Origin of the sequence: Streptomyces sp. Ncost-T10-10d (assembly GCF_900091955.1) — a bacterium.
Classification (GTDB): Bacteria; Actinomycetota; Actinomycetes; order Streptomycetales; family Streptomycetaceae; genus Streptomyces.
This window is the reverse complement of record NZ_FMDF01000208.1, coordinates 31,126-50,675: the sequence shown is the minus strand read 5'-3', so window position 1 is coordinate 50,675 and position 19,550 is coordinate 31,126. Positions and strand designations below refer to the sequence as shown.

Sequence of the window (19,550 nt, the reverse complement as noted above, 5' to 3'; positions counted from 1 at the left end):
GGTCGGTCACGGCACGGGCCCCGTACCGCCCTCGGACGGGGACCGGCCTCCCGTCGCACCGCCGACGGCCACCCGGCCCCCCGACGCCGCTCGCCGAGCCTTCCGCGGCCCCGACGGGCGGCCCCATCAACTACGCGCACCCGCGCCGCCAGGCATCCGCACCGCCGCCGCCCCCTCCCACCGCCCCGCCCGCCGAGCCGGGCCACGCCGCCCGGCCCGTCGCCGGGGACGCGACCGGCTGGTCCATGGAGGAGCGCCTCTACAACCAGATATGGGGCATGTTCGAGGACCTGGCCCGCACCACCGCCGCGTACCGCAGCGCCGTCGACTTCGCAGAGTCCCGCATGGAGCAGGAGCTCGACCGGACCCTGTCCGACCCGCGCAACCGGATCGGCGGCGCCGGCGACCGGGCCCGCGAACAGGCCCGTGCCAAGCGCGACGAGCTGACCGCCCGGGCCCGCGAGGTCCTCGATCGCGACCTCGCCCAGCTCGCCGCCGAGTCCGCCGTCGTGGAACCCGCACTCCCCGCTGCGTACGCGGGATGGGACAACCCTGCCTGGCACGCCTACCGCGTCCCTATGGAGATCCCCATGGCGCTGCGCATCGGCGACCTCCATCTGCCCGAGAGTCCCGAGCTGCGAATCCCACTACTGGTCCGGCTCCCTCTGGAGCGAGGGATCTGGGTCGACAGCGGCCGTACGGCCTCCGAGGCCGCAGCTCTGATGGACACCGCCCAACTGCGCCGCCTGGCCATGGAGAACGCGGTCGCGCACGCGGCCCGGCTGCTGGCCGTCTACCCGGCCGACGAGTTCTCCGTCCATGTCATCGACCCCGCGGGTTCGGCGGCCGGAGCACTCGCCCCCCTGGTCGGATCCGGGGCCCTCGCCGGGCCGCCCGCCGCCGGAGCCGGGGGAGTGGCCTCGGTCCTCGCGCAGCTCACCCGGCGCGTCGACCTGGTGCAGATGGCGATCAGGGCCGGCGCCGCCGATTCGCTTCCGCCGGACCTCGACACGGGCGAACAGCTGCTGATCGTCAACGACTTCCCGCACGGCTTCGACGACCGGGCCGTCACCCAGCTGCGCTACCTCGCGGACGAGGGGCCCTCGGTCGGCGTCCATCTGCTGATGGTCGCGGACCGCGAGGACGCCGGCGCGTACGGGCCGGTGCTCGACCCGCTGTGGCGCTCGCTGCTCCGGATCACGCCGGTCGCCGACGACCACCTGGCCGATCCCTGGGTAGGCCACGCCTGGACGTACGAGCCGCTGAGAATGCCGCCCGGCAGCCGGGTCCTTCAGCAGGTGCTCGCCAGGGTGGCCGCGGCCCGCCGCCCCCGGCGCCCCTGAGCCCTGCAGCGGCAGCGACTACCTATCAGCGCCCCCGACCTGCTCTTTTGGAAGATCTTTACCCTCCTCTTTACCTTTCCTTGGTGTTCCCTGTACTGTTCTTTGAGCGGAGGGGAGTACTCCCATACGCGGCGTGCCCGTCAGTACGGACTGTGACCGGTCCCGGGGCGTCGGCCCGTGGCGCGCAGCCCGTGCGCCCGGGTGGAAGAGACCTCCGGCAGCGACGACGCTGATCAGTAGCCGTAGCGAACTGCCGGAGGCGCAGTGGACGTTTCATGGACCCTCTGGGTGCTGACCATTCTTGGTCTGTCAGCCCTTATTGCCGTCGACTTCTTCATCGGGCGCAAACCCCATGACGTGACGACCAAGGAAGCCGGAATCTGGACGATCATCTGGATCGCACTGGCCGCGCTCTTCGGACTCGGCCTGCTGGTCTTCGGCGAGAGTCAGGCGTCGGGCGAGTTCTTCGCCGGCTTCATCACCGAGAAGTCGCTCAGCGTGGACAACCTCTTCGTCTTCGTCCTGATCATGGCGAAGTTCTCGGTCCCCTCCCACCTCCAGCAACGGGTGCTGCTCGTCGGCGTGCTGATCGCGCTGGTGCTGCGAGCGGTCTTCATCGCCGCCGGTGCCGCCGTCATCGCCAACTTCTCGTGGGTCTTCTACATCTTCGGCGCGTTCCTGATCTACACCGCCTGGAAGCTCATCCAGGAGGCGCGGGCCGACGAGGAAGAGGAGGAGTTCGAGGAGAACCGACTCCTCAAGACGATCGAGCGCCGCTTCGGGGTCGCCGACCGGTACCACGGCACCAAGCTCTTCATCCGTAACAACGGCAAGCGCGTCCTGACGCCGCTGATGGTCGTCATGCTCGCCATCGGCACCACCGATGTGCTGTTCGCCCTGGACTCCATCCCCGCGATCTTCGGCCTGACCCAGGACCCGTACATCGTCTTCACCGCCAACGCCTTCGCGCTGATGGGGCTGCGGCAGCTGTACTTCCTGATCGGAGGGCTGCTGAAGAAGCTGGTCCACCTCAGCTACGGCCTCTCGGTCATCCTCGGCTTCATCGGCGTGAAGCTGGTACTGCATGCACTGCACGAGTCCGGAGTGCACGTTCCCGAGATCTCCATCCCGGTCTCGCTCGGCGTCATCTGCGGCGTGCTGGTGATCACCACGATCACCAGCCTCATCGCCAACAAGAAGCAGGAGCAGGCCGACACGGCCGAGGAAGCGGACGGGGCAGCCGCGGAAAAGGGTTCCAGCGTCGACGCCTGATCGTGGCGGACGGCCCGGCGGCTGTCCGGCCGGGCAGGAACCGGCACCGGCCGGGGCGAGCAACTGTCCGTTGCCCGCCCCGGCCGGTGTCTTCACGGGTGGAGAGCGTCCCTGCGGCTGCTGTCACCAGCCGCGGGCGCGCCACTGCGGCAGCTGCGGGCGCTCGTCGCCGAGCGTGGTGTCGTGACCGTGGCCCGGGTAGACCCAGGTCTCGTCGGGCAACTGGTCGAAGAGCTTGGTCTCCACGTCGTGGAGCAGGTTCGCGAAGGCCTCGGGATCCTTGTGCGTATTGCCGACGCCGCCGGGGAAGAGGCAGTCCCCGGTGAACAGATGCGGGGCGCCGTGCGGGTCGTCGTAGATCAGCGCGATGGAGCCGGGGGTGTGACCGACGAGGTGACGGGCGGTCAGGGCGACCCGGCCCACCTGGATCGTGCCGTTGTCGTCGACCAGGACATCGGTCGGGACCGGGATGCCCTCGGCGTCGTACCGCCCGGCGTACGTACGCGCGCCGGTGGCCGCCACCACCTCGCCGAGTGCCTGCCAGTGGTCGCCGTGCCGATGGGTGGTGACGACGGAGGTGATGCCGTCGTCACCGATCAGTCGCAGCAGGGTCCCGGCCTCGTTGGCCGCGTCGATCAGGAGCTGCTCGCCGGTGGCCCGGCAGCGCAGCAGATAGGCGTTGTTGTTCATCGGGCCGACGGCGACCTTGGAGATCATCAGATCCGTCAACTCGTGTACATCCGCACGCCCGCCGACCTTGACCGTTCCGCTGTACGTCATACGTCTCAGCCTATAGCGGGGGCAGCGCGGGAAGGGGGCCGCCTTCGACGGTCAGCGCCGAGCCGTCACGGCGTCCGCAGAGCCAGCCGAGCAGCTCGGGGGCCGTACCGCGGACCGTGACAGGACCACCTTCCGCGCCGCCGCCCGTCGTCCAGGTCCGGCCCTTGTCGTCGGCCACACCCGTGGACACGACACCGGGGTGCCCGCCGAACCGCTCGGCGAGGAAGCCGATCTCCCGGGTGACGAACTCGTCCGGGAGGTCCTCCAGCTCGTAACCGATGCCCAGGTCGACATGGTGCAGCTCGACCTCGATGCGGCGGCGGAAGGGGATCCGGGAGGCCGAATCGGTCACGCCGTTGCGCAGCGTGACCGTGCGGGACCAGTCGGCCGGGCCCGAGGCGGCGTCCACGAAGCGGGCCGCGCTCTCGGCGAGGTCGGCCAGCTGCTCGGCCTTCGGCCGGGGTGCGTCGCGCTCGATGTCGCGGTCGCGGGTTTCGCTGTCTGCGTACATCGGCCGGCCCTGGAGAACATTTACGAGCGCGTCGGCGTTACGAGAGAGGTGCGCGACGACATGGCCGCGGCTCCAGCCCGGCAATCGCGACGGCTCGGCGAGTGCGGCGTCGTCCAATTTCCCGGTGGCGCTGAGCAGCCGATCGGTCGCTTCACGTACGGCGTCCAGGTCGTGCGCATGATCAATCATGAGGCTGAGCCTAGCCTCGCCACTCATTCGGGTGAAGGAGTCTGCGGCCGTCCGTAAATCGAATGCGCGTGCTATACGCTCGGAGTCGAAAGCTTCGTACATCGCTGTGGCGCCCCCCATACCCTGGGACAGGGGCTCAGTTCCCCCACTTCTCTCTAGAAAGGTGCGGACCGGCGTGGCCGACCGTCTCATCGTCCGTGGCGCTCGCGAGCACAACCTCAAGAACGTCTCGCTCGACCTCCCCCGCGACTCTCTCATCGTCTTCACCGGGCTTTCCGGGTCGGGCAAGTCGTCTCTCGCGTTCGACACGATTTTCGCCGAGGGGCAGCGGCGCTACGTGGAGTCCCTCTCCTCGTACGCCCGCCAGTTCCTCGGCCAGATGGACAAGCCGGACGTCGACTTCATCGAGGGCCTCTCGCCCGCAGTCTCCATCGACCAGAAGTCGACCTCGCGCAACCCGCGCTCGACGGTCGGCACCATCACGGAGGTCTACGACTACCTCCGGCTGCTCTTCGCCCGGATCGGCAAGCCGCACTGCCCGGAGTGCGGCCGCCCCATCTCGCGCCAGTCGCCGCAGGCCATCGTCGACAAGGTGCTCGGCCTTCCCGAGGGCAGCCGTTTCCAGGTGCTCTCGCCGCTGGTGCGTGAGCGCAAGGGCGAGTTCGTCGACCTCTTCGCCGATCTGCAGACCAAGGGCTACAGCAGGGCCCGGGTCGACGGCGAGACCATCCAGCTCTCCGAGCCGCCCAAGCTGAAGAAACAGGAGAAGCACACCATCGAGGTGGTCATCGACCGCCTCACGGTGAAGGACAGCGCCAAGCGCCGGCTGACCGACTCGGTCGAGACCGCGCTCGGACTCTCCGGCGGCATGGTCGTGCTCGACTTCGTCGACCTTCCCGAGGACGACCCCGAGCGTGAGCGGATGTACTCCGAGCACCTCTACTGCCCGTACGACGACCTCTCTTTCGAGGAGCTGGAGCCGCGCTCCTTCTCCTTCAACTCGCCCTTCGGCGCCTGCCCCGACTGCACGGGTATCGGTACGCGGATGGAGGTCGACCCCGAGCTGATCGTCCCCGACGAGGAGAAGTCGCTCGACGAGGGCGCGATCCACCCCTGGTCGCACGGCCACACCAAGGAGTACTTCGGGCGGCTGATCGGCGCGCTCGCCACAGCCCTCGGATTCCGTACGGACATCCCGTGGGCCGGGCTGCCGCAGCGCGCCAAGAAGGCCCTGCTCCACGGCCACAAGATCCAGACCGAGGTCCGCTACCGCAACCGCTACGGCCGCGAGCGTGCCTACACCACCCCCGCCTTCGAGGGCGCGGTGCAGTTCGTCAAGCGGCGGCACTCCGAGGCCGAGAGCGACTCCAGCCGGGAGCGCTTCGAGGGCTATATGCGAGAGGTGCCCTGCCCGACCTGTGAGGGCACCAGGCTCAAGCCGATCGTCCTCGCGGTGACGGTGATGGAGAAGTCCATTGCCGAGGTCTCCGCGATGTCGATCAGCGAGTGCGCCGAATTCCTCGGCCGGATGAAGCTGAACGCCCGCGACAAGAAGATCGCCGAGCGGGTGCTGAAGGAGGTCAACGAACGGTTGAGGTTCCTGGTCGACGTCGGCCTCGACTACCTCTCGCTGAACCGCGCGGCAGGCACTCTGTCCGGCGGCGAGGCCCAGCGCATCCGGCTGGCCACGCAGATCGGCTCCGGTCTGGTCGGCGTGCTGTACGTGCTGGACGAGCCGTCCATCGGTCTGCACCAGCGGGACAACCACCGGCTGATCGAGACCCTGGTCCGGCTCCGCGACATGGGCAACACGCTCATCGTCGTGGAGCACGACGAGGACACCATCAAGGTCGCCGACTGGGTCGTCGACATCGGCCCCGGCGCCGGTGAGCACGGCGGCAAGGTGGTCCACTCCGGATCGCTCAAGGAGCTGCTGGGCAACGGTGAGTCGATCACCGGTCAGTATCTGACCGGCAAGAAGTCGATCGCGATGCCCGACATCCGGCGCCCCGTCGACCCGTCACGCAGGCTCACGGTGCACGGTGCCCGCGAGAACAACCTCCAGGACATCGACGTCTCCTTCCCGCTCGGCGTGCTCACGGCCGTCACGGGTGTCTCGGGTTCCGGAAAGTCGACGCTGGTCAACGACATCCTCTACACCCACCTGGCACGCGAGCTGAACGGCGCCAAGTCGGTGCCCGGCCGACACACCCGGGTCGACGGGGACGACCAGGTCGACAAGGTGGTGCACGTCGACCAGTCGCCCATCGGCCGTACGCCCCGGTCCAACCCGGCCACGTACACCGGCGTCTTCGACCATGTCCGCAAGCTGTTCGCGGAGACGATGGAGGCGAAGGTGCGCGGCTATCTGCCGGGCCGCTTCTCCTTCAACGTCAAGGGCGGCCGCTGCGAGAACTGCTCCGGCGACGGCACCATCAAGATCGAGATGAACTTCCTGCCGGATGTGTACGTCCCGTGCGAGGTCTGCCACGGAGCGCGCTACAACCGGGAGACCCTGGAGGTCCACTACAAGGGCAAGTCCATCGCCGAGGTGCTGGACATGCCGATCGAGGAGGGCCTGGAGTTCTTCGAGGCCGTCCCGACGATCGCGCGTCACCTCCGCACGCTCCACGAGGTCGGCCTCGGATACGTCAGGCTCGGCCAGTCCGCGCCGACGCTCTCCGGCGGCGAGGCACAGCGTGTGAAGCTCGCGAGCGAGCTGCAGAAGCGCTCCACCGGCCGCACGGTCTACGTCCTGGACGAGCCGACCACGGGTCTGCACTTCGAGGACATCAGCAAGCTCATCAAGGTGCTCTCCGGGCTGGTCGACAAGGGCAACTCGGTGATCGTCATCGAGCACAACCTCGATGTGGTCAAGACCGCGGACTGGGTCATCGACATGGGCCCCGAAGGGGGTAACGGGGGCGGTCTGGTCGTCGCCGAGGGAACCCCGGAGCAGGTCGCCGGGGTTCCGGCCAGCCACACCGGCAAGTTCCTCCAGGGCATCCTGGACCCGGACCGGGTGAGCGAAGCCTCGGTGCCCGCGGCACGTAAGCCCGTGCGGAAGGTGACCACGAAGAAGGCGGTCGCTGCGAAGTCGGCCCCGGTCAGGAAGACGGCCACGGCCAGGACGAGCGCGGGCCAGGCCGCCAAGTCCGCTACCGCCAAGACCGCCAAGACGGCTGAGGCGAAGACGCCCGCGGCGAAGAAGGCGACCCGCGCGCGCAAGGCCTGACGGCACCGCGACGAAGCGGCGGCCCCCCGGAAATCGGAGGCCGCCGCTTCTGTCGGTACGGCGCGCCCCTCGCAGCAGGCCCCGGTACGGCTGCGCGCCCACCGGAGCTCGGTGAGACCTGCGCCGCCCCACCCCGCGCGTCTCCCCAGGTCCCCCGGTCCGCCCACGCGCCCCTGCCTGTGCGCGCGCCCCGTGCCCCCTGTCCCACCCGTCCCCAACCCCCTGACCAGGGACAACCGGACTTGGGTGGCCCGGCCACCGACCCCCCGATCTCCGCCGGTATCGTCGGTTCTGTCACCGATGGCACTGATGCCGGCAGGTACCCCTGGGTACTCCCGATGCCTCGGCTGCCCCCGGTGGCCCCTCTGCACCCTGACCCCTGACCAGTGGAGACCGCATGCCCGGCCAGCCCGCCGCCCGCCGTACCGTGCTGAAGGGTGCCGCTCTCGCCGGTGCCGCCGGGCTGGGAGTGGCCGCCTGCTCGACCGAATCGAAGCTCGGTCACGCCGAGACGCCGACGCCGACCGCCCCCGTCCAGCTCGGCGCGGCGGAAGAGGTGCCGGTCGGCGGATCCAAGCTCTACCGCGACCAGCGGGTCATCGTCACATGCCCGGCCAAGGGCCAGTACAAGGCGTTCAGCGCCCAGTGCACCCACGCGGGCTGCCTGCTGGACAAGGTCGAGGACAACGTGGGGAACTGCCCCTGCCACGGCAGCCGCTTCGACACGACGACCGGCAAGGCGATGCGCGGCCCGGCGACCGCGCCGCTGCCCTCGGTCCCGGTCCGGATCGAGGACGGAAAGCTCGTCGCGGGCCCCGACGCCTGACGCCCTGCCGGGGACGGGCTCACTCCCAGTCCCAGTCGATGCCGACCAGGCCGGGCCGTACCCCCTGTTCCACCAGGTGAACGGTCCGGTGCCGGCCGGTGAGCGTGAGATCCGCACGGGCGCCACGCGGCGCTCCAGCCGAGACCTGGGCGAAGCTCCGGCACCGTACCGGCAGCGCGGCCTCGTCGAAGCCCACCTGCAGCACGTACTGTCCGCCGCCGAAGCTGAAGCCACGCACGTACTCGCCGCACGGCCCTCCCGTGGCGTCGTCGAAGCCGTAGCCGAAGAGGTACGTGTCACCCGCCCTCAGCCGGGTGTCGAAGAGCAGTTCCGCGACGAGCACTCCCGTCTCCCGGTCCCAGCGGACCCGCCCCGTACGGCAGTTCTCCCGGGCCGCCACCTCCACCCGCGCCGGATCGCAGCCCGGATCGCCCCGGTAGACGGCGAGATAGCGGTCGATGTCGTCCCGGTGCGCACGCACCACATGCTGCGACTCCCGTTGCCGCAGCTCCCGGCCGGGCCCGATCCGTATCCGCTCGTGATGCCCCACGGTGTGCAGCCCGCCGTCCATCGGTGACCCCATCGTGGCGAGCAACCGCTCCACCGCGCCGGACGCCTCCATCAGGGAACGGTACGAGCGTGCGGCCGGACGGTCGGCGTCCACACGGCCGTTCCCGGTCTCCAGCAGGCGGAGCAGCGAGTTCCCCGGCAGCTCCAGCACCTCCTCCAGCGCCTTCACCGCCCGCAGGGACTCGGTGCGCTGCGGGCGCCTGGCCCCCTGCTGCCAGTAACTCAGGCTGGTCACACCGACCTTGACCCCACGGTGTGCGAGATGGTGCTGCACCCGCTGGAGCGGCAGCCCGCGCACCGAGAGTGCGGTGCGCAGCGCCAGGTGGAACGGGCCGGTGTGCAGCACCTGCGCGAGTTCGGCCTCGGTGTGCTGCATGAGGTCCTCCAGGTGAACGTTCACGACACGGGGTGGGGAGACCGCATCGGCGGGGGCGGTGCCGCAGGTGGCCGGGGTGGATCCGTTCACGTATCCGCCACGCCGTTCACACCGCGATGTTCCCCCGCATTGAAGCGTGTTGACCCGTCCCCGACAACGGTTGATGCTCCTCGAACAGCGTCCGGACGCGCTCCTCCGATCACACATCCCCTGCATTGGGAGGAACGCCATGCGCAACCGAAGTGTCCGACCGGGACGACTCCCGGTCACGGCCGTCCTCGCTGCCGTACTGCTCGCCGTACCGATGGCGACCGCCTCAGCGGCACAGACCCCCACCGCGACCGCCTCGGCAGTACAAGGCACCGCTGCCGCCGGCAGCAGCATCGCCGCCACCCAGCGCCTGAACATCACCATGCAGGCCCAGCAGAAGACCAACTGGTGCTGGGCGGCGGCCGGCAACACCATCGCCACCTGGTTCGGCCGCACCTACTCGCAGAACCAGTTCTGCAACGCCGCCTTCGGCCGCTCCCAGGGCTACGAGTGCCCCAACTCGCAGGCCTCGCTCGGCAATGTCCAGGACGGTCTCGACTGGGCCGGCATCAACCCCGGTTCGTACGTCACCGGCTGGCTGCGCTACCCCACCGTCCAGGCCGAGATCGCCGCAGGACGCCCCGTCGAGACCCGCATCCAGTGGTCGGCCGGCGGTGGCCACATGCACGTCCTGTACGGGTACGACGACGCGAACAGCTGGGTCTACTGGGGTGATCCATGGCCCTCCAGCAACCGCTACAACTGGGCCTCGCACGCCTGGTACGTGAGCAACAACGAATTCTCCTGGACCCACTCGCTGTACCGGATCGGAGCGTGACCCAATGATCTCCAAGACCGCACGCACCGCACGCACTGCACGGTCCGCAGGGGCCGCCCTGGCCGCCACGGGCGTTCTGACAGGCGCCGCCCTGCTCACCGTCACGGCCCCGCAGGCGGCCGCCGCCACCGGCCCCGCAGCCGATCCGGCCTCCCTGACCGCCGCCCGTCGAGCGGCCACCGACCCCGCGACCCTGGACACCCTGTCCCGGTTCTTCGCCCGCGAAGGCAGGATCACAAGGTCGGCGGCCGCGCCGCGCATCGAGGGCACCGCGGTCCCCGTACGCACCCTCGATCCCGACTTCGTCGCCGGGAGACCGGGAGCGCCCGTCGCCAGGCTGGACTACCTCGCCACCACGGCCGTCTCCTCGGACGGCCAGAAGGCGTCCCTGTGGACCCTTCCGAAGGAAGGGAAGGGCGGCGGCTGGCGGGTGGTGAACATCGCCACCGGCGACGACGAGACGCGGTACGCCGCCGCGGGCACACACAAGCTCCCCGGCGGGACGGTCTTCCGCGAGCCGCAGATCGACGCCTGGTACGTCCAGAGGGGGGCCGAGGTGCTCCCGCTGGACCAGGATGCGGTCCGCGCGATCGGCGCCCGCGGCACCACGCTCGCCGCCTACCGCGCCCGAGTACGGGAGGCCTACGGCAATAAACTCCCCGGATCCGGATACGACCGCTCCGGCAAGGCGGGGGGCTACGCACCGTCCGCCACCGCTTCCGGCACCCGGGAAGGCGCCGACGCAGCCCACCGGGGGGCTGCCGCGAGCGCGGCTTCCGACACGGCCCCGACCGTCACGTCGGCCGCCGCCGGAGCGGGTGCCCTCGCCGTGCTCGCCCTCGCCGGCCTCACGGCACTGCGCAGTCGCCGTCGCCACCGGGGAACCCCGTGACCGGCAACGGCACCCGCTGACCCCGTGCTCCGGGGCGCGCTCCCTCACCCCGCGCCCCGGAGCACGGCACCACTGCCGGGCAGGCCGCACTGTCACTGCCCGCAAGTAGGGTGGGACACATGGCAGACCCCTCCAGCTACCGCCCCAAGCCGGGACAGATCCCCGACTCCCCGGGGGTCTACAAATTCCGCGACGAACACCGCCGGGTGATCTACGTCGGAAAGGCCAAGAACCTGCGCCAGCGCCTGGCCAACTACTTCCAGGACCTGGCCGCGCTCCACCCACGTACGCGCACGATGGTCACCACGGCCGCCTCGGTGGAGTGGACCGTCGTCTCCACGGAGGTCGAGGCGCTCCAGCTGGAGTACTCCTGGATCAAGGAGTTCGACCCCCGGTTCAACGTCAAGTACCGCGACGACAAGAGCTATCCGTATCTCGCGGTCACGCTCAACGAGGAATTCCCGCGCGTCCAGGTCATGCGCGGAGCCAAGAAGAAGGGCGTGCGCTACTTCGGTCCGTACGGGCACGCCTGGGCGATCCGCGAGACGGTCGACCTGATGCTCCGGGTCTTTCCGGTGCGTACGTGCTCAGCCGGAGTCTTCAAGAACGCCGCCAGGACCGGCCGCCCGTGCCTCCTCGGCTACATCGGCAAGTGCTCGGCCCCCTGCGTCGGCCGGGTCACCCCCGAGGAACACCGCGAACTGGCGGGCGACTTCTGCGACTTCATGGCCGGCCGCACCGGCACGTACATCCGCCGCCTGGAGAAGGACATGATGGCGGCGGCCGAAGAGATGGAGTATGAGCGGGCGGCCCGGCTCCGCGACGATGTGGAGGCGCTCAAGCGGGCCATGGAGAAGAGCGCCGTCGTCCTCGCCGACGCGACCGACGCCGACCTGATCGCGGTCGCCGAGGACGAGCTCGAAGCCGCCGTCCAGATCTTCCATGTGCGCGGTGGCCGGGTGCGCGGCCAGCGCGGCTGGGTCACCGACAAGGTCGAGAACGTCGACACCTCGGGTCTGGTCGAGCACGCCCTGCAGCAGCTGTACGGCGAGGAGACGGGCGAATCCGTACCCAAGGAGGTCCTCGTCCCGGCCCTTCCCGAGGACCCCGACGCGGTCTCCCAGTGGCTCGCCGACCGCAGGGGCTCCCACGTCAGCCTGCGGATCCCGCAGCGCGGTGACAAGAAGGACCTGATGGCGACGGTCCAGCGCAACGCCCAGCAGGCTCTCGGACTGCACAAGACCAAGCGCGCCTCCGACCTGACGACCCGCTCCCGCGCCCTGGAGGAGATCGCCGGGGCGCTCGGCCTCGACACGGCTCCGCTGCGCATCGAGTGCTTCGACATCTCGCATCTCCAGGGCGACGACGTGGTCGCCTCCATGGTCGTCTTCGAGGACGGTCTTGCCCGTAAGAGCGAGTACCGCCGCTTCCAGATCAAGGGCTTCGAGGGCCAGGACGACGTCCGGTCGATGCACGAGGTGATCGGCCGCCGCTTCAAGCGGTATCTCCAGGAGAAGGAGCGGACGGGGGAGTGGGAGGAGACCCCCGCGCCGACCGGCCCCGTCCCGGCCCCGCAAACCGCCCTGGCAGTCCTGACCGGCCCGGCCGCGCCGGCCTTCGGCGTGGACACCATTCCCGGCGCAGGCACCACCCTCGCCCCGGACGCCACCCCCGATCCGGACGCCGAGCCCCGCGAGGACGACGGCCGTCCCAAGCGGTTCGCCTATCCGCCGCAGCTCGTCGTGGTCGACGGCGGCCAGCCGCAGGTCGCCGCCGCCAAGCGCGCCCTCGACGAGCTCGGGATCGACGACATCGCTGTCTGCGGTCTCGCCAAGCGCCTCGAAGAGGTCTGGCTGCCCGAGGACGACGACCCCGTCGTCCTGCCCCGCTCCAGCGAGGGCCTCTATCTCCTCCAGCGTGTCCGTGACGAGGCCCACCGCTTCGCGATCACGTATCAGCGCGCCAAGCGGGCCAAGCGCATCCGTTCCAGCCCCCTGGATGCGGTCGCCGGCCTCGGCGAGACCCGCAAACAGGCGTTGATCAAGCATTTCGGCTCCGTGAAGAAGCTGAAGCAGGCGACAATCGACGAGATCTGCGAGGTTCCGGGGATAGGCCGCAGGACTGCGGAGTCGGTGGCTGTCGCCCTGGCCTCGGCTGCCCCGGCCACGCCCGCCGTGAACACGGCGACAGGAGAGATCATTGAAGATGACGACGGGGGCAGCACGACATGACTGAGCACGAACACGAACACGAAGTCGAGCACAACAGCACCGACCGAGCAGACGGAGCAGGACACGTGAGTACGGGCACCACGATCGAGACGGGTGACGGGAATGCGGCCATCCCCGAGCTGGTGATCATCTCGGGGATGTCGGGCGCCGGGCGCAGCACCGCGGCCAAGTGTCTGGAGGACCTCGGCTGGTTCGTCGTCGACAACCTGCCGCCCGCACTGATCCCCACCATGGTCGAGCTCGGCGCCCGCTCGCAGGGCAACGTGGCCCGGATCGCCGTCGTCGTCGACGTGCGGGGCCGCCGCTTCTTCGACAACCTCCGCGAGTCCCTCGCGGACCTGGAGGCGAAGCACGTCACCCGGCGCATCGTTTTCCTGGAGTCCTCCGACGACGCACTGGTCCGGCGCTTCGAGTCGGTCCGTCGCCCGCACCCCCTCCAGGGCGACGGCCGGATCGTCGACGGCATCGCGGCCGAGCGCGACCTGCTGCGTGAGCTGCGCGGCGACGCCGACCTGGTGATCGACACCTCCAGCCTCAATGTCCACGAACTGCGTGCCAAGATGGACGCCCAGTTCGCCGGCGACGAGGAGCCGGAGCTGCGCGCCACGGTGATGTCGTTCGGCTTCAAGTACGGCCTGCCGGTCGACGCCGACCTGGTGGTCGACTGCCGCTTCCTGCCCAACCCGCACTGGGTTCCCGAGCTGCGCCCGTTCACCGGGCTCAACGAAGAGGTCTCCGCCTACGTCTTCGACCAACCGGGCGCCAAGGAATTCCTCAACCAGTACACGGAGCTGCTCCAGCTCATCGCCGCCGGGTACCGCCGCGAGGGCAAGCGCTATGTGACGATCGCCGTCGGCTGCACGGGCGGTAAGCACCGCTCGGTCGCCATGTCCGAGAAGCTCGCGGCCAGGCTCGCTACCGAAGGTATCGAGACCGTCCTCGTCCACCGGGACATGGGGCGCGAGTGACCAGCCGTAATCTGCGCCTGCGACGGCTGCGCAGAGCCACCTCTGCCATCTCCGGCCGCAAGCGGGGCGCGCAGCCCAAGGTCGTCGCCCTCGGCGGCGGCATGGGCCTGTCCGCGTCGCTCGCGGCGCTCCGCCGGATCACCGGCGATCTCACGGCCGTGGTCACCGTCGCCGACGACGGCGGCTCCAGCGGCCGGCTCCGCGAGGAACTCGGCGTCCTGCCGCCCGGCGACCTGCGCAAGGCGCTCGCCGCCCTGTGCGGTGACGACGACTGGGGCCAGACCTGGGCCCGGGTCATCCAGCACCGTTTCCAGTCCAAGGGCGATCTGCACGAGCACGCGGTCGGCAATCTGCTGATCGTCGCCCTGTGGGAGCAGCTCGGCGACCATGTCCAGGCCCTGGACCTGGTCGGCAAGCTCCTCGGGGCGCACGGCCGGGTGCTGCCCATGTCCGCCGTGCCGCTGGAGCTCCAGGCACTCGTACGGGGGCACGACCCGGCCCGCCCGGACGAGGTGGACACGGTGCGCGGCCAGGCCACCGTGGCGCTCACCCCGGGCGAGGTGCAGTCCGTGCACCTCGTCCCGAACGACCCGCCGGCCGTTCCCGAGGCCGTCGCGGCAGTCCTCGACGCGGACTGGGTGGTGCTCGGCCCGGGGTCCTGGTTCTCCTCCGTGATCCCGCATCTGCTCGTCCCGGAACTGCTCGACGCGCTCATCGAGACCAAGGCCCGCAAGGTCCTCTCGCTCAACCTCGCACCGCAACCCGGCGAAACTGATGGCTTCTCTCCGCAGCGTCATTTGGAGGTTTTGGGACGACACGCCCCTAAACTCGCCATGGACGTGGTGCTGGCCGACGAAGCCGCCGTGCCCGATCGCGAGTCCCTCGCCGACGCAGCCAAGCGGCTCGGCGCCGCGGTCGAGCTGGCGCCGGTGGCCTCACCCGACGGCGTTCCGATCCATGATCCGGAGCTGTTGGCCGCCGCGTACGACCGTATTTTTCGGATGCATGGAAGGATCGGCCCATGGCGATGACGCCGGCGGTGAAGGACGAAATCTCTCGGCTTCCCGTGACCCGGACCTGCTGCAGGAAGGCAGAAGTCTCGGCGATCCTTCGGTTCGCGGGTGGGCTGCACCTGGTGAGCGGCCGGATTGTGATCGAGGCGGAGCTGGACACCGCCATGGCGGCGCGCCGGCTGAAGCGGGACATTCTCGAGATCTTCGGGCACAGCTCGGAACTGATCGTGATGGCTCCCGGCGGGCTGCGGCGCGGCTCCCGCTATGTCGTACGGGTGGTGGCGGGCGGCGATCAGCTGGCCCGCCAGACCGGCCTGGTGGACGGCCGCGGCCGCCCCATCCGCGGCCTTCCCCCGCAGGTGGTCTCGGGGGCCACCTGCGATGCCGAGGCAGCCTGGCGCGGGGCCTTCCTGGCACATGGCTCGCTCACCGAGCCGGGCCGCTCCTCCTCGCTGGAGGTGACCTGCCCGGGTCCGGAGGCGGCGCTCGCGCTGGTCGGCGCAGCCCGCAGGCTCTCCATCGCGGCGAAGGCCCGCGAGGTGCGCGGGGTGGACCGGGTCGTCGTCCGGGACGGCGACGCGATCGGCGCCCTGCTCACTCGGCTCGGCGCCCATGAGTCGGTGCTGGCCTGGGAGGAGCGGCGGATGCGCCGCGAGGTCCGCGCCACCGCCAACCGGCTCGCCAATTTCGACGACGCCAACCTGCGCCGTTCCGCGCGGGCCGCGGTCGCCGCGGGCGCCCGGGTGGGGCGCGCGCTGGAGATCCTGGGCGAAGAGGTGCCCGAGCACCTCGCGGCGGCCGGACGGCTGCGCATGGAGCACAAGCAGGCCTCCCTGGAGGAGCTGGGCGCGCTCGCCGACCCGCCGCTGACCAAGGACGCGGTCGCCGGCCGGATTCGACGGCTGCTGGCGATGGCCGACAAGCGGGCCCAGGATCTGGGTATCCCGGGCACGGAATCCACGCTCAGCGAGGAGCTCGCCGACGGCCTGGTGGGCTGACCCGCGACGGCCGTGAAGTCGGCCGGATACAGAACACGCGGCAGCCCCAGGAATGTTGAAGCTCCGTAATCATCGCTGCACGTACGGCCGAGTATCCGCAGGCCCGTACTCCTACCGAAGGAGTACGGGCCTCGGCGGTTCTTACGGCCCCGCTCGATGTCACCCCGGGGCCGTCGGAGAGGTAGGGTCGGAGGCGGTCGGGGACATCTCATACAACTCGCCGGGGTGGAAACCCCGCGTACCTAACGAGGAGATCGGTTCGTGACGATCCGCGTAGGCATCAACGGCTTTGGCCGCATCGGTCGTAACTACTTCCGCGCGCTGCTGGAGCAGGGTGCGGACATCGAGATCGTGGCTGTCAACGACCTGGGTGACACCGCGACCACGGCACACCTTCTGAAGTACGACACGATCCTGGGCCGTCTCAAGGCCGAGGTCAGCCACACCGCCGACAGCATCACCGTCGATGGCCACACCATCAAGGTGCTCTCCGAGCGCAACCCGGCCGACATCCCCTGGGGTGAGCTGGGCGTCGACATCGTCGTCGAGTCGACCGGCATCTTCACCAAGAAGGCCGACGCCGAGAAGCACATCGCGGGTGGCGCCAAGAAGGTCCTCATCTCGGCCCCGGCCAAGAACGAGGACATCACCATCGTGATGGGTGTCAACGAGGAGAAGTACGACGCGGCCAACCACCACGTCATCTCCAACGCCTCCTGCACCACCAACTGTGTCGCGCCGATGGCCAAGGTGCTGGACGAGAACTTCGGCATCGTCAAGGGCCTCATGACGACGGTCCACGCGTACACGAACGACCAGCGCATCCTGGACTTCCCGCACTCCGACCTGCGTCGCGCCCGAGCCGCCGCGGAGAACATCATCCCGACCACGACCGGTGCCGCCAAGGCCACCGCTCTGGTGCTCCCGCAGCTCAAGGGCAAGCTCGACGGCATGGCCATGCGTGTCCCGGTCCCGACCGGTTCGGTCACCGACCTGGTCATCACGCTGGAGCGCGAGGTCACCCGCGACGAGGTCAACGCCGCCTTCCAGAAGGCCGCCGAGGAAGGCCCGCTCAAGGGCAAGCTGTTCTACACCGAGGACCCGATCGTGTCCTCGGACATCGTCTCGGACCCGGCCTCCTGCACCTTCGACTCCCTGCTGACCATGGCAGAGGGCACGCAGGTCAAGGTCATCGGCTGGTACGACAACGAGTGGGGCTACTCCAACCGCCTCGTCGACCTGACCGTGTTCGTCGGCAGCCAGCTCTGACCGTCGAATCGGCAGGCACCTCGATGTGAGCACGGGGCTCGAACAGCGCAACGCAGCGCCGTTCGAGCCCCGTTGCATGCTTCCTCGTCCTCCAAGGAGTCCAGCAAGATGAAGACCATCGACGAACTTCTCGCCGAAGGGGTCACCGGCAAGCGCGTATTCGTCCGCGCCGACCTCAACGTGCCGCTGAGCGGCACCACCATCACCGACGACGGCCGCATCCGGGCCGTCCAGCCGACCGTGGAGAAGCTCGCCGCAGCCGGTGCGCGGGTCGTCGTCGCCTCGCACCTGGGCCGCCCCAAGGGCGCCCCGGACCCCGCCTTCTCCCTGGCGCCCGCCGCGGCCCGTCTCGGTGAGCTCATCGGCGCCGACGTGGCCTTCGCGACCGACACGGTCGGCGAGTCGGCCCGCGCCACGGTCGCCGCGCTCACCGACGGCCGGGTCGCCGTCATCGAGAACCTCCGCTTCAACCCCGGTGAGACGTCGAAGGACGACGCCGAGCGCGGCGCGTTCGCCGACCAGCTCGCCGAGCTCGCCGATGTGTACGTGGGCGACGGCTTCGGCGCCGTCCACCGCAAGCACGCCTCGGTCTTCGACCTCCCGGCCCGGCTGCCGCACGCCGCCGGCGACCTGATCGCCACCGAGGTCGGCGTCCTGAAGAAGCTCACCGAGAACGTCGAGCGCCCGTACGCCGTCGTGCTCGGCGGATCCAAGGTCTCCGACAAGCTCGGCGTCATCGACCACCTGCTGGAGCGCGCCGACCGCATCCTCATCGGCGGTGGCATGGCGTACACCTTCCTCAAGGCCCAGGGCCACGAGGTCGGCAGCTCCCTCCTCCAGGAGGACCAGATCCCGGCGGTGCTGGAGTACCTCAAGCGCGCCGAGGACAAGGGCGTGGAGTTCGTGCTCCCCGTCGACGTCGTGGTCTCCGAGCAGTTCCCGGACCTCAAGACCAAGACTCCGACCGAGCACCGTACCGTGCCCGCGGACGCCATCCCGGCCGGTTTCATGGGCCTGGACAACGGGCCCGAGACCAACAAGCTGTACGCCTCGAAGCTCGCCGACGCCGTCACCGTCTTCTGGAACGGCCCGATGGGCGTCTTCGAGCACCCTGATTACGCCGAGGGCACCCGGGCCGTCGCCCAGGCCCTCGTCGACTCCGAGGGCTTCAGTGTCGTCGGCGGTGGCGACTCCGCCGCGGCCGTCCGCATCCTGGGCTTCGACGAGAACGCATTCGGACACATCTCGACCGGTGGCGGCGCCAGCCTCGAATACCTCGAGGGCAAGACGCTTCCCGGCCTCGCCGCACTGGAGGACTGACTTTTCATGAGCACCCGTACCCCGCTGATGGCGGGCAACTGGAAGATGAACCTCAACCACCTCGAGGCCATCGCACACGTCCAGAAGCTCGCCTTCGCCCTGGCCGACAAGGACTACGACGCCGTCGAGGTCGCCGTCCTGCCGCCCTTCACCGACCTGCGCTCCGTGCAGACCCTGGTGGACGGCGACAAGTTGAAGATCAAGTACGGCGCGCAGGACATCTCGGCGCACGACTCCGGCGCGTACACCGGTGAGGTCTCCGGCCCGATGCTCGCCAAGCTGAAGTGCACCTATGTCACCGTCGGCCACAGCGAGCGCCGCCAGTACCACGGCGAGACCGACGAGATCTGCAACACCAAGGTGAAGGCCGCTTTCAAGCACGGCCTGACCCCGATCCTCTGCGTCGGCGAGGAGCTGGAGGTCCGTGAGGCGGGCAGCCACGTCGCGCACACGCTCGCGCAGGTCGACGGTGGTCTCAAGGACATCCCCGCCGAGCTGGCCGAGTCGATCGTGATCGCGTACGAGCCGGTCTGGGCGATCGGCACCGGCAAGGTCTGCGGCTCCGAAGACGCCCAGGAGGTCTGCGGGGCGATCCGCAGCCGCCTCGCCGAGCTGTACTCGCAGGAACTGGCCGACACGGTCCGTATCCAGTACGGCGGCTCGGTGAAGTCCGGGAACGTCGCCGAGATCATGTCGAAGCCCGATGTGGACGGCGCGCTGGTCGGCGGGGCCGCACTGGACGCCGACGAGTTCGTCAAGATCGTCCGCTTCCGCGACCAGTGAGTATGCGGTAGCGCCGATCCGTCGTACCCTTGCGGGGGCCGAGGAGGGTGTAGCCTCCCGGCCCCCGCTGTTCGCACATGCAGTCCAGAGAATTCCGGAAAGTAGG

General features: G+C 69.6%; 15 protein-coding genes and 1 pseudogene. 13 read left to right on the top strand and 3 right to left on the bottom strand.

The annotated features are described in order from the left end of the window. Nucleotides 1-1,343 (top strand): annotated as a pseudogene (locus GA0115254_RS36385) (export associated protein); the annotation flags it as partial. Nucleotides 1,344-1,607: 264 nt separating this feature from the next. Beyond that, on the top strand, nt 1,608-2,615 hold the full coding sequence (locus tag GA0115254_RS36380) for a TerC family protein (protein ID WP_093899537.1): 1,008 nt from the start codon (nt 1,608-1,610) through the stop codon (nt 2,613-2,615). 123 nt (nt 2,616-2,738) lie between these two features. Here the strand turns inward: GA0115254_RS36380 and GA0115254_RS36375 are convergent, their stop codons facing one another. Together GA0115254_RS36375 and GA0115254_RS36370 are read right to left on the bottom strand one after the other, a co-directional pair. Continuing rightward, nucleotides 2,739-3,395, bottom strand: coding sequence for an MBL fold metallo-hydrolase (locus tag GA0115254_RS36375; protein ID WP_093899536.1), 657 nt, complete (start codon nt 3,393-3,395; stop codon nt 2,739-2,741). Between the two features lie 10 nt (nt 3,396-3,405). Further along, entirely contained in the window at nt 3,406-4,095 is a 690-nt protein-coding gene (locus GA0115254_RS36370; RefSeq protein ID WP_093899535.1) for a maleylpyruvate isomerase family mycothiol-dependent enzyme, read from the bottom strand. Nucleotides 4,096-4,270: 175 nt separating this feature from the next. Here GA0115254_RS36370 and uvrA point away from each other — a divergent pair, with 175 nt between their 5' ends. Beyond that, nucleotides 4,271-7,330 (top strand): excinuclease ABC subunit UvrA, encoded by a 3,060-nt coding sequence (uvrA, locus tag GA0115254_RS36365; protein ID WP_093899534.1) that lies wholly within the window; start codon nt 4,271-4,273, stop codon nt 7,328-7,330. A gap of 397 nt (nt 7,331-7,727) precedes the next feature. Then, entirely contained in the window at nt 7,728-8,156 is a 429-nt protein-coding gene (locus tag GA0115254_RS36360) for a Rieske (2Fe-2S) protein (protein WP_093899533.1), read from the top strand. Nucleotides 8,157-8,175: 19 nt separating this feature from the next. Here the strand turns inward: GA0115254_RS36360 and GA0115254_RS36355 are convergent, their stop codons facing one another. Further along, on the bottom strand, nt 8,176-9,102 hold the full coding sequence (locus GA0115254_RS36355) for a hypothetical protein (protein WP_093899541.1): 927 nt from the start codon (nt 9,100-9,102) through the stop codon (nt 8,176-8,178). Between the two features lie 229 nt (nt 9,103-9,331). Between GA0115254_RS36355 and GA0115254_RS36350 the strand changes: the two genes are divergently transcribed. The 9 genes from GA0115254_RS36350 (at nt 9,332) to tpiA (ending at nt 19,444) form a co-directional block, all read left to right on the top strand. Then, nucleotides 9,332-9,970: a papain-like cysteine protease family protein gene (locus tag GA0115254_RS36350; protein WP_093899532.1), complete on the top strand. Its 639-nt coding sequence runs from the start codon at nt 9,332-9,334 to the stop codon at nt 9,968-9,970. A gap of 4 nt (nt 9,971-9,974) precedes the next feature. Further along, nucleotides 9,975-10,862: a hypothetical protein gene (locus tag GA0115254_RS36345; RefSeq protein WP_093899531.1), complete on the top strand. Its 888-nt coding sequence runs from the start codon at nt 9,975-9,977 to the stop codon at nt 10,860-10,862. Between the two features lie 119 nt (nt 10,863-10,981). After that, a complete protein-coding gene (gene uvrC, locus GA0115254_RS36340; RefSeq protein WP_093899530.1) occupies nt 10,982-13,093 on the top strand; it encodes an excinuclease ABC subunit UvrC in 2,112 nt (703 codons plus the stop codon). Then, on the top strand, nt 13,090-14,061 hold the full coding sequence (rapZ, locus tag GA0115254_RS36335) for an RNase adapter RapZ (RefSeq protein ID WP_093899529.1): 972 nt from the start codon (nt 13,090-13,092) through the stop codon (nt 14,059-14,061). The genes uvrC and rapZ overlap by 4 nt, the downstream gene beginning before the upstream one ends. Continuing rightward, the gene (yvcK, locus tag GA0115254_RS36330) at nt 14,058-15,092 is read left to right on the top strand and encodes a gluconeogenesis factor YvcK family protein (protein ID WP_093899528.1); all 1,035 of its coding nucleotides are present in this window, start codon (nt 14,058-14,060) and stop codon (nt 15,090-15,092) included. The genes rapZ and yvcK overlap by 4 nt, the downstream gene beginning before the upstream one ends. Further along, the gene (gene whiA / locus GA0115254_RS36325) at nt 15,083-16,072 is read left to right on the top strand and encodes a DNA-binding protein WhiA (protein ID WP_030919772.1); all 990 of its coding nucleotides are present in this window, start codon (nt 15,083-15,085) and stop codon (nt 16,070-16,072) included. Before yvcK ends, whiA begins: the two co-directional genes overlap by 10 nt. Nucleotides 16,073-16,333: 261 nt before the next feature. Beyond that, nucleotides 16,334-17,341 (top strand): type I glyceraldehyde-3-phosphate dehydrogenase, encoded by a 1,008-nt coding sequence (gene gap / locus GA0115254_RS36320; RefSeq protein WP_093899527.1) that lies wholly within the window; start codon nt 16,334-16,336, stop codon nt 17,339-17,341. Between the two features lie 108 nt (nt 17,342-17,449). After that, nucleotides 17,450-18,661, top strand: coding sequence for a phosphoglycerate kinase (gene pgk / locus GA0115254_RS36315; protein WP_093899526.1), 1,212 nt, complete (start codon nt 17,450-17,452; stop codon nt 18,659-18,661). Between the two features lie 6 nt (nt 18,662-18,667). After that, nucleotides 18,668-19,444 carry a triose-phosphate isomerase gene (gene tpiA, locus GA0115254_RS36310; protein ID WP_093899525.1) on the top strand — a complete coding sequence of 259 codons (777 nt, stop codon included), beginning with the start codon at nt 18,668-18,670 and terminating at the stop codon, nt 19,442-19,444. Nucleotides 19,445-19,550 lie beyond the last annotated feature (106 nt).

Coding starts and splice junctions, on each gene's coding strand:
- GA0115254_RS36375 (WP_093899536.1), bottom strand. CDS start 3,395: ATGACGTACAGCGGAACGGTCAAGGTCGGCGGGCGTGCGGATGTACAC.
- GA0115254_RS36370 (WP_093899535.1), bottom strand. CDS start 4,095: ATGATTGATCATGCGCACGACCTGGACGCCGTACGTGAAGCGACCGAT.
- GA0115254_RS36360 (WP_093899533.1), top strand. CDS start 7,728: ATGCCCGGCCAGCCCGCCGCCCGCCGTACCGTGCTGAAGGGTGCCGCT.
- GA0115254_RS36355 (WP_093899541.1), bottom strand. CDS start 9,102: ATGCAGCACACCGAGGCCGAACTCGCGCAGGTGCTGCACACCGGCCCG.
- GA0115254_RS36350 (WP_093899532.1), top strand. CDS start 9,332: ATGCGCAACCGAAGTGTCCGACCGGGACGACTCCCGGTCACGGCCGTC.
- GA0115254_RS36345 (WP_093899531.1), top strand. CDS start 9,975: ATGATCTCCAAGACCGCACGCACCGCACGCACTGCACGGTCCGCAGGG.
- uvrC (WP_093899530.1), top strand. CDS start 10,982: ATGGCAGACCCCTCCAGCTACCGCCCCAAGCCGGGACAGATCCCCGAC.
- rapZ (WP_093899529.1), top strand. CDS start 13,090: ATGACTGAGCACGAACACGAACACGAAGTCGAGCACAACAGCACCGAC.
- whiA (WP_030919772.1), top strand. CDS start 15,083: ATGGCGATGACGCCGGCGGTGAAGGACGAAATCTCTCGGCTTCCCGTG.
- pgk (WP_093899526.1), top strand. CDS start 17,450: ATGAAGACCATCGACGAACTTCTCGCCGAAGGGGTCACCGGCAAGCGC.
- tpiA (WP_093899525.1), top strand. CDS start 18,668: ATGAGCACCCGTACCCCGCTGATGGCGGGCAACTGGAAGATGAACCTC.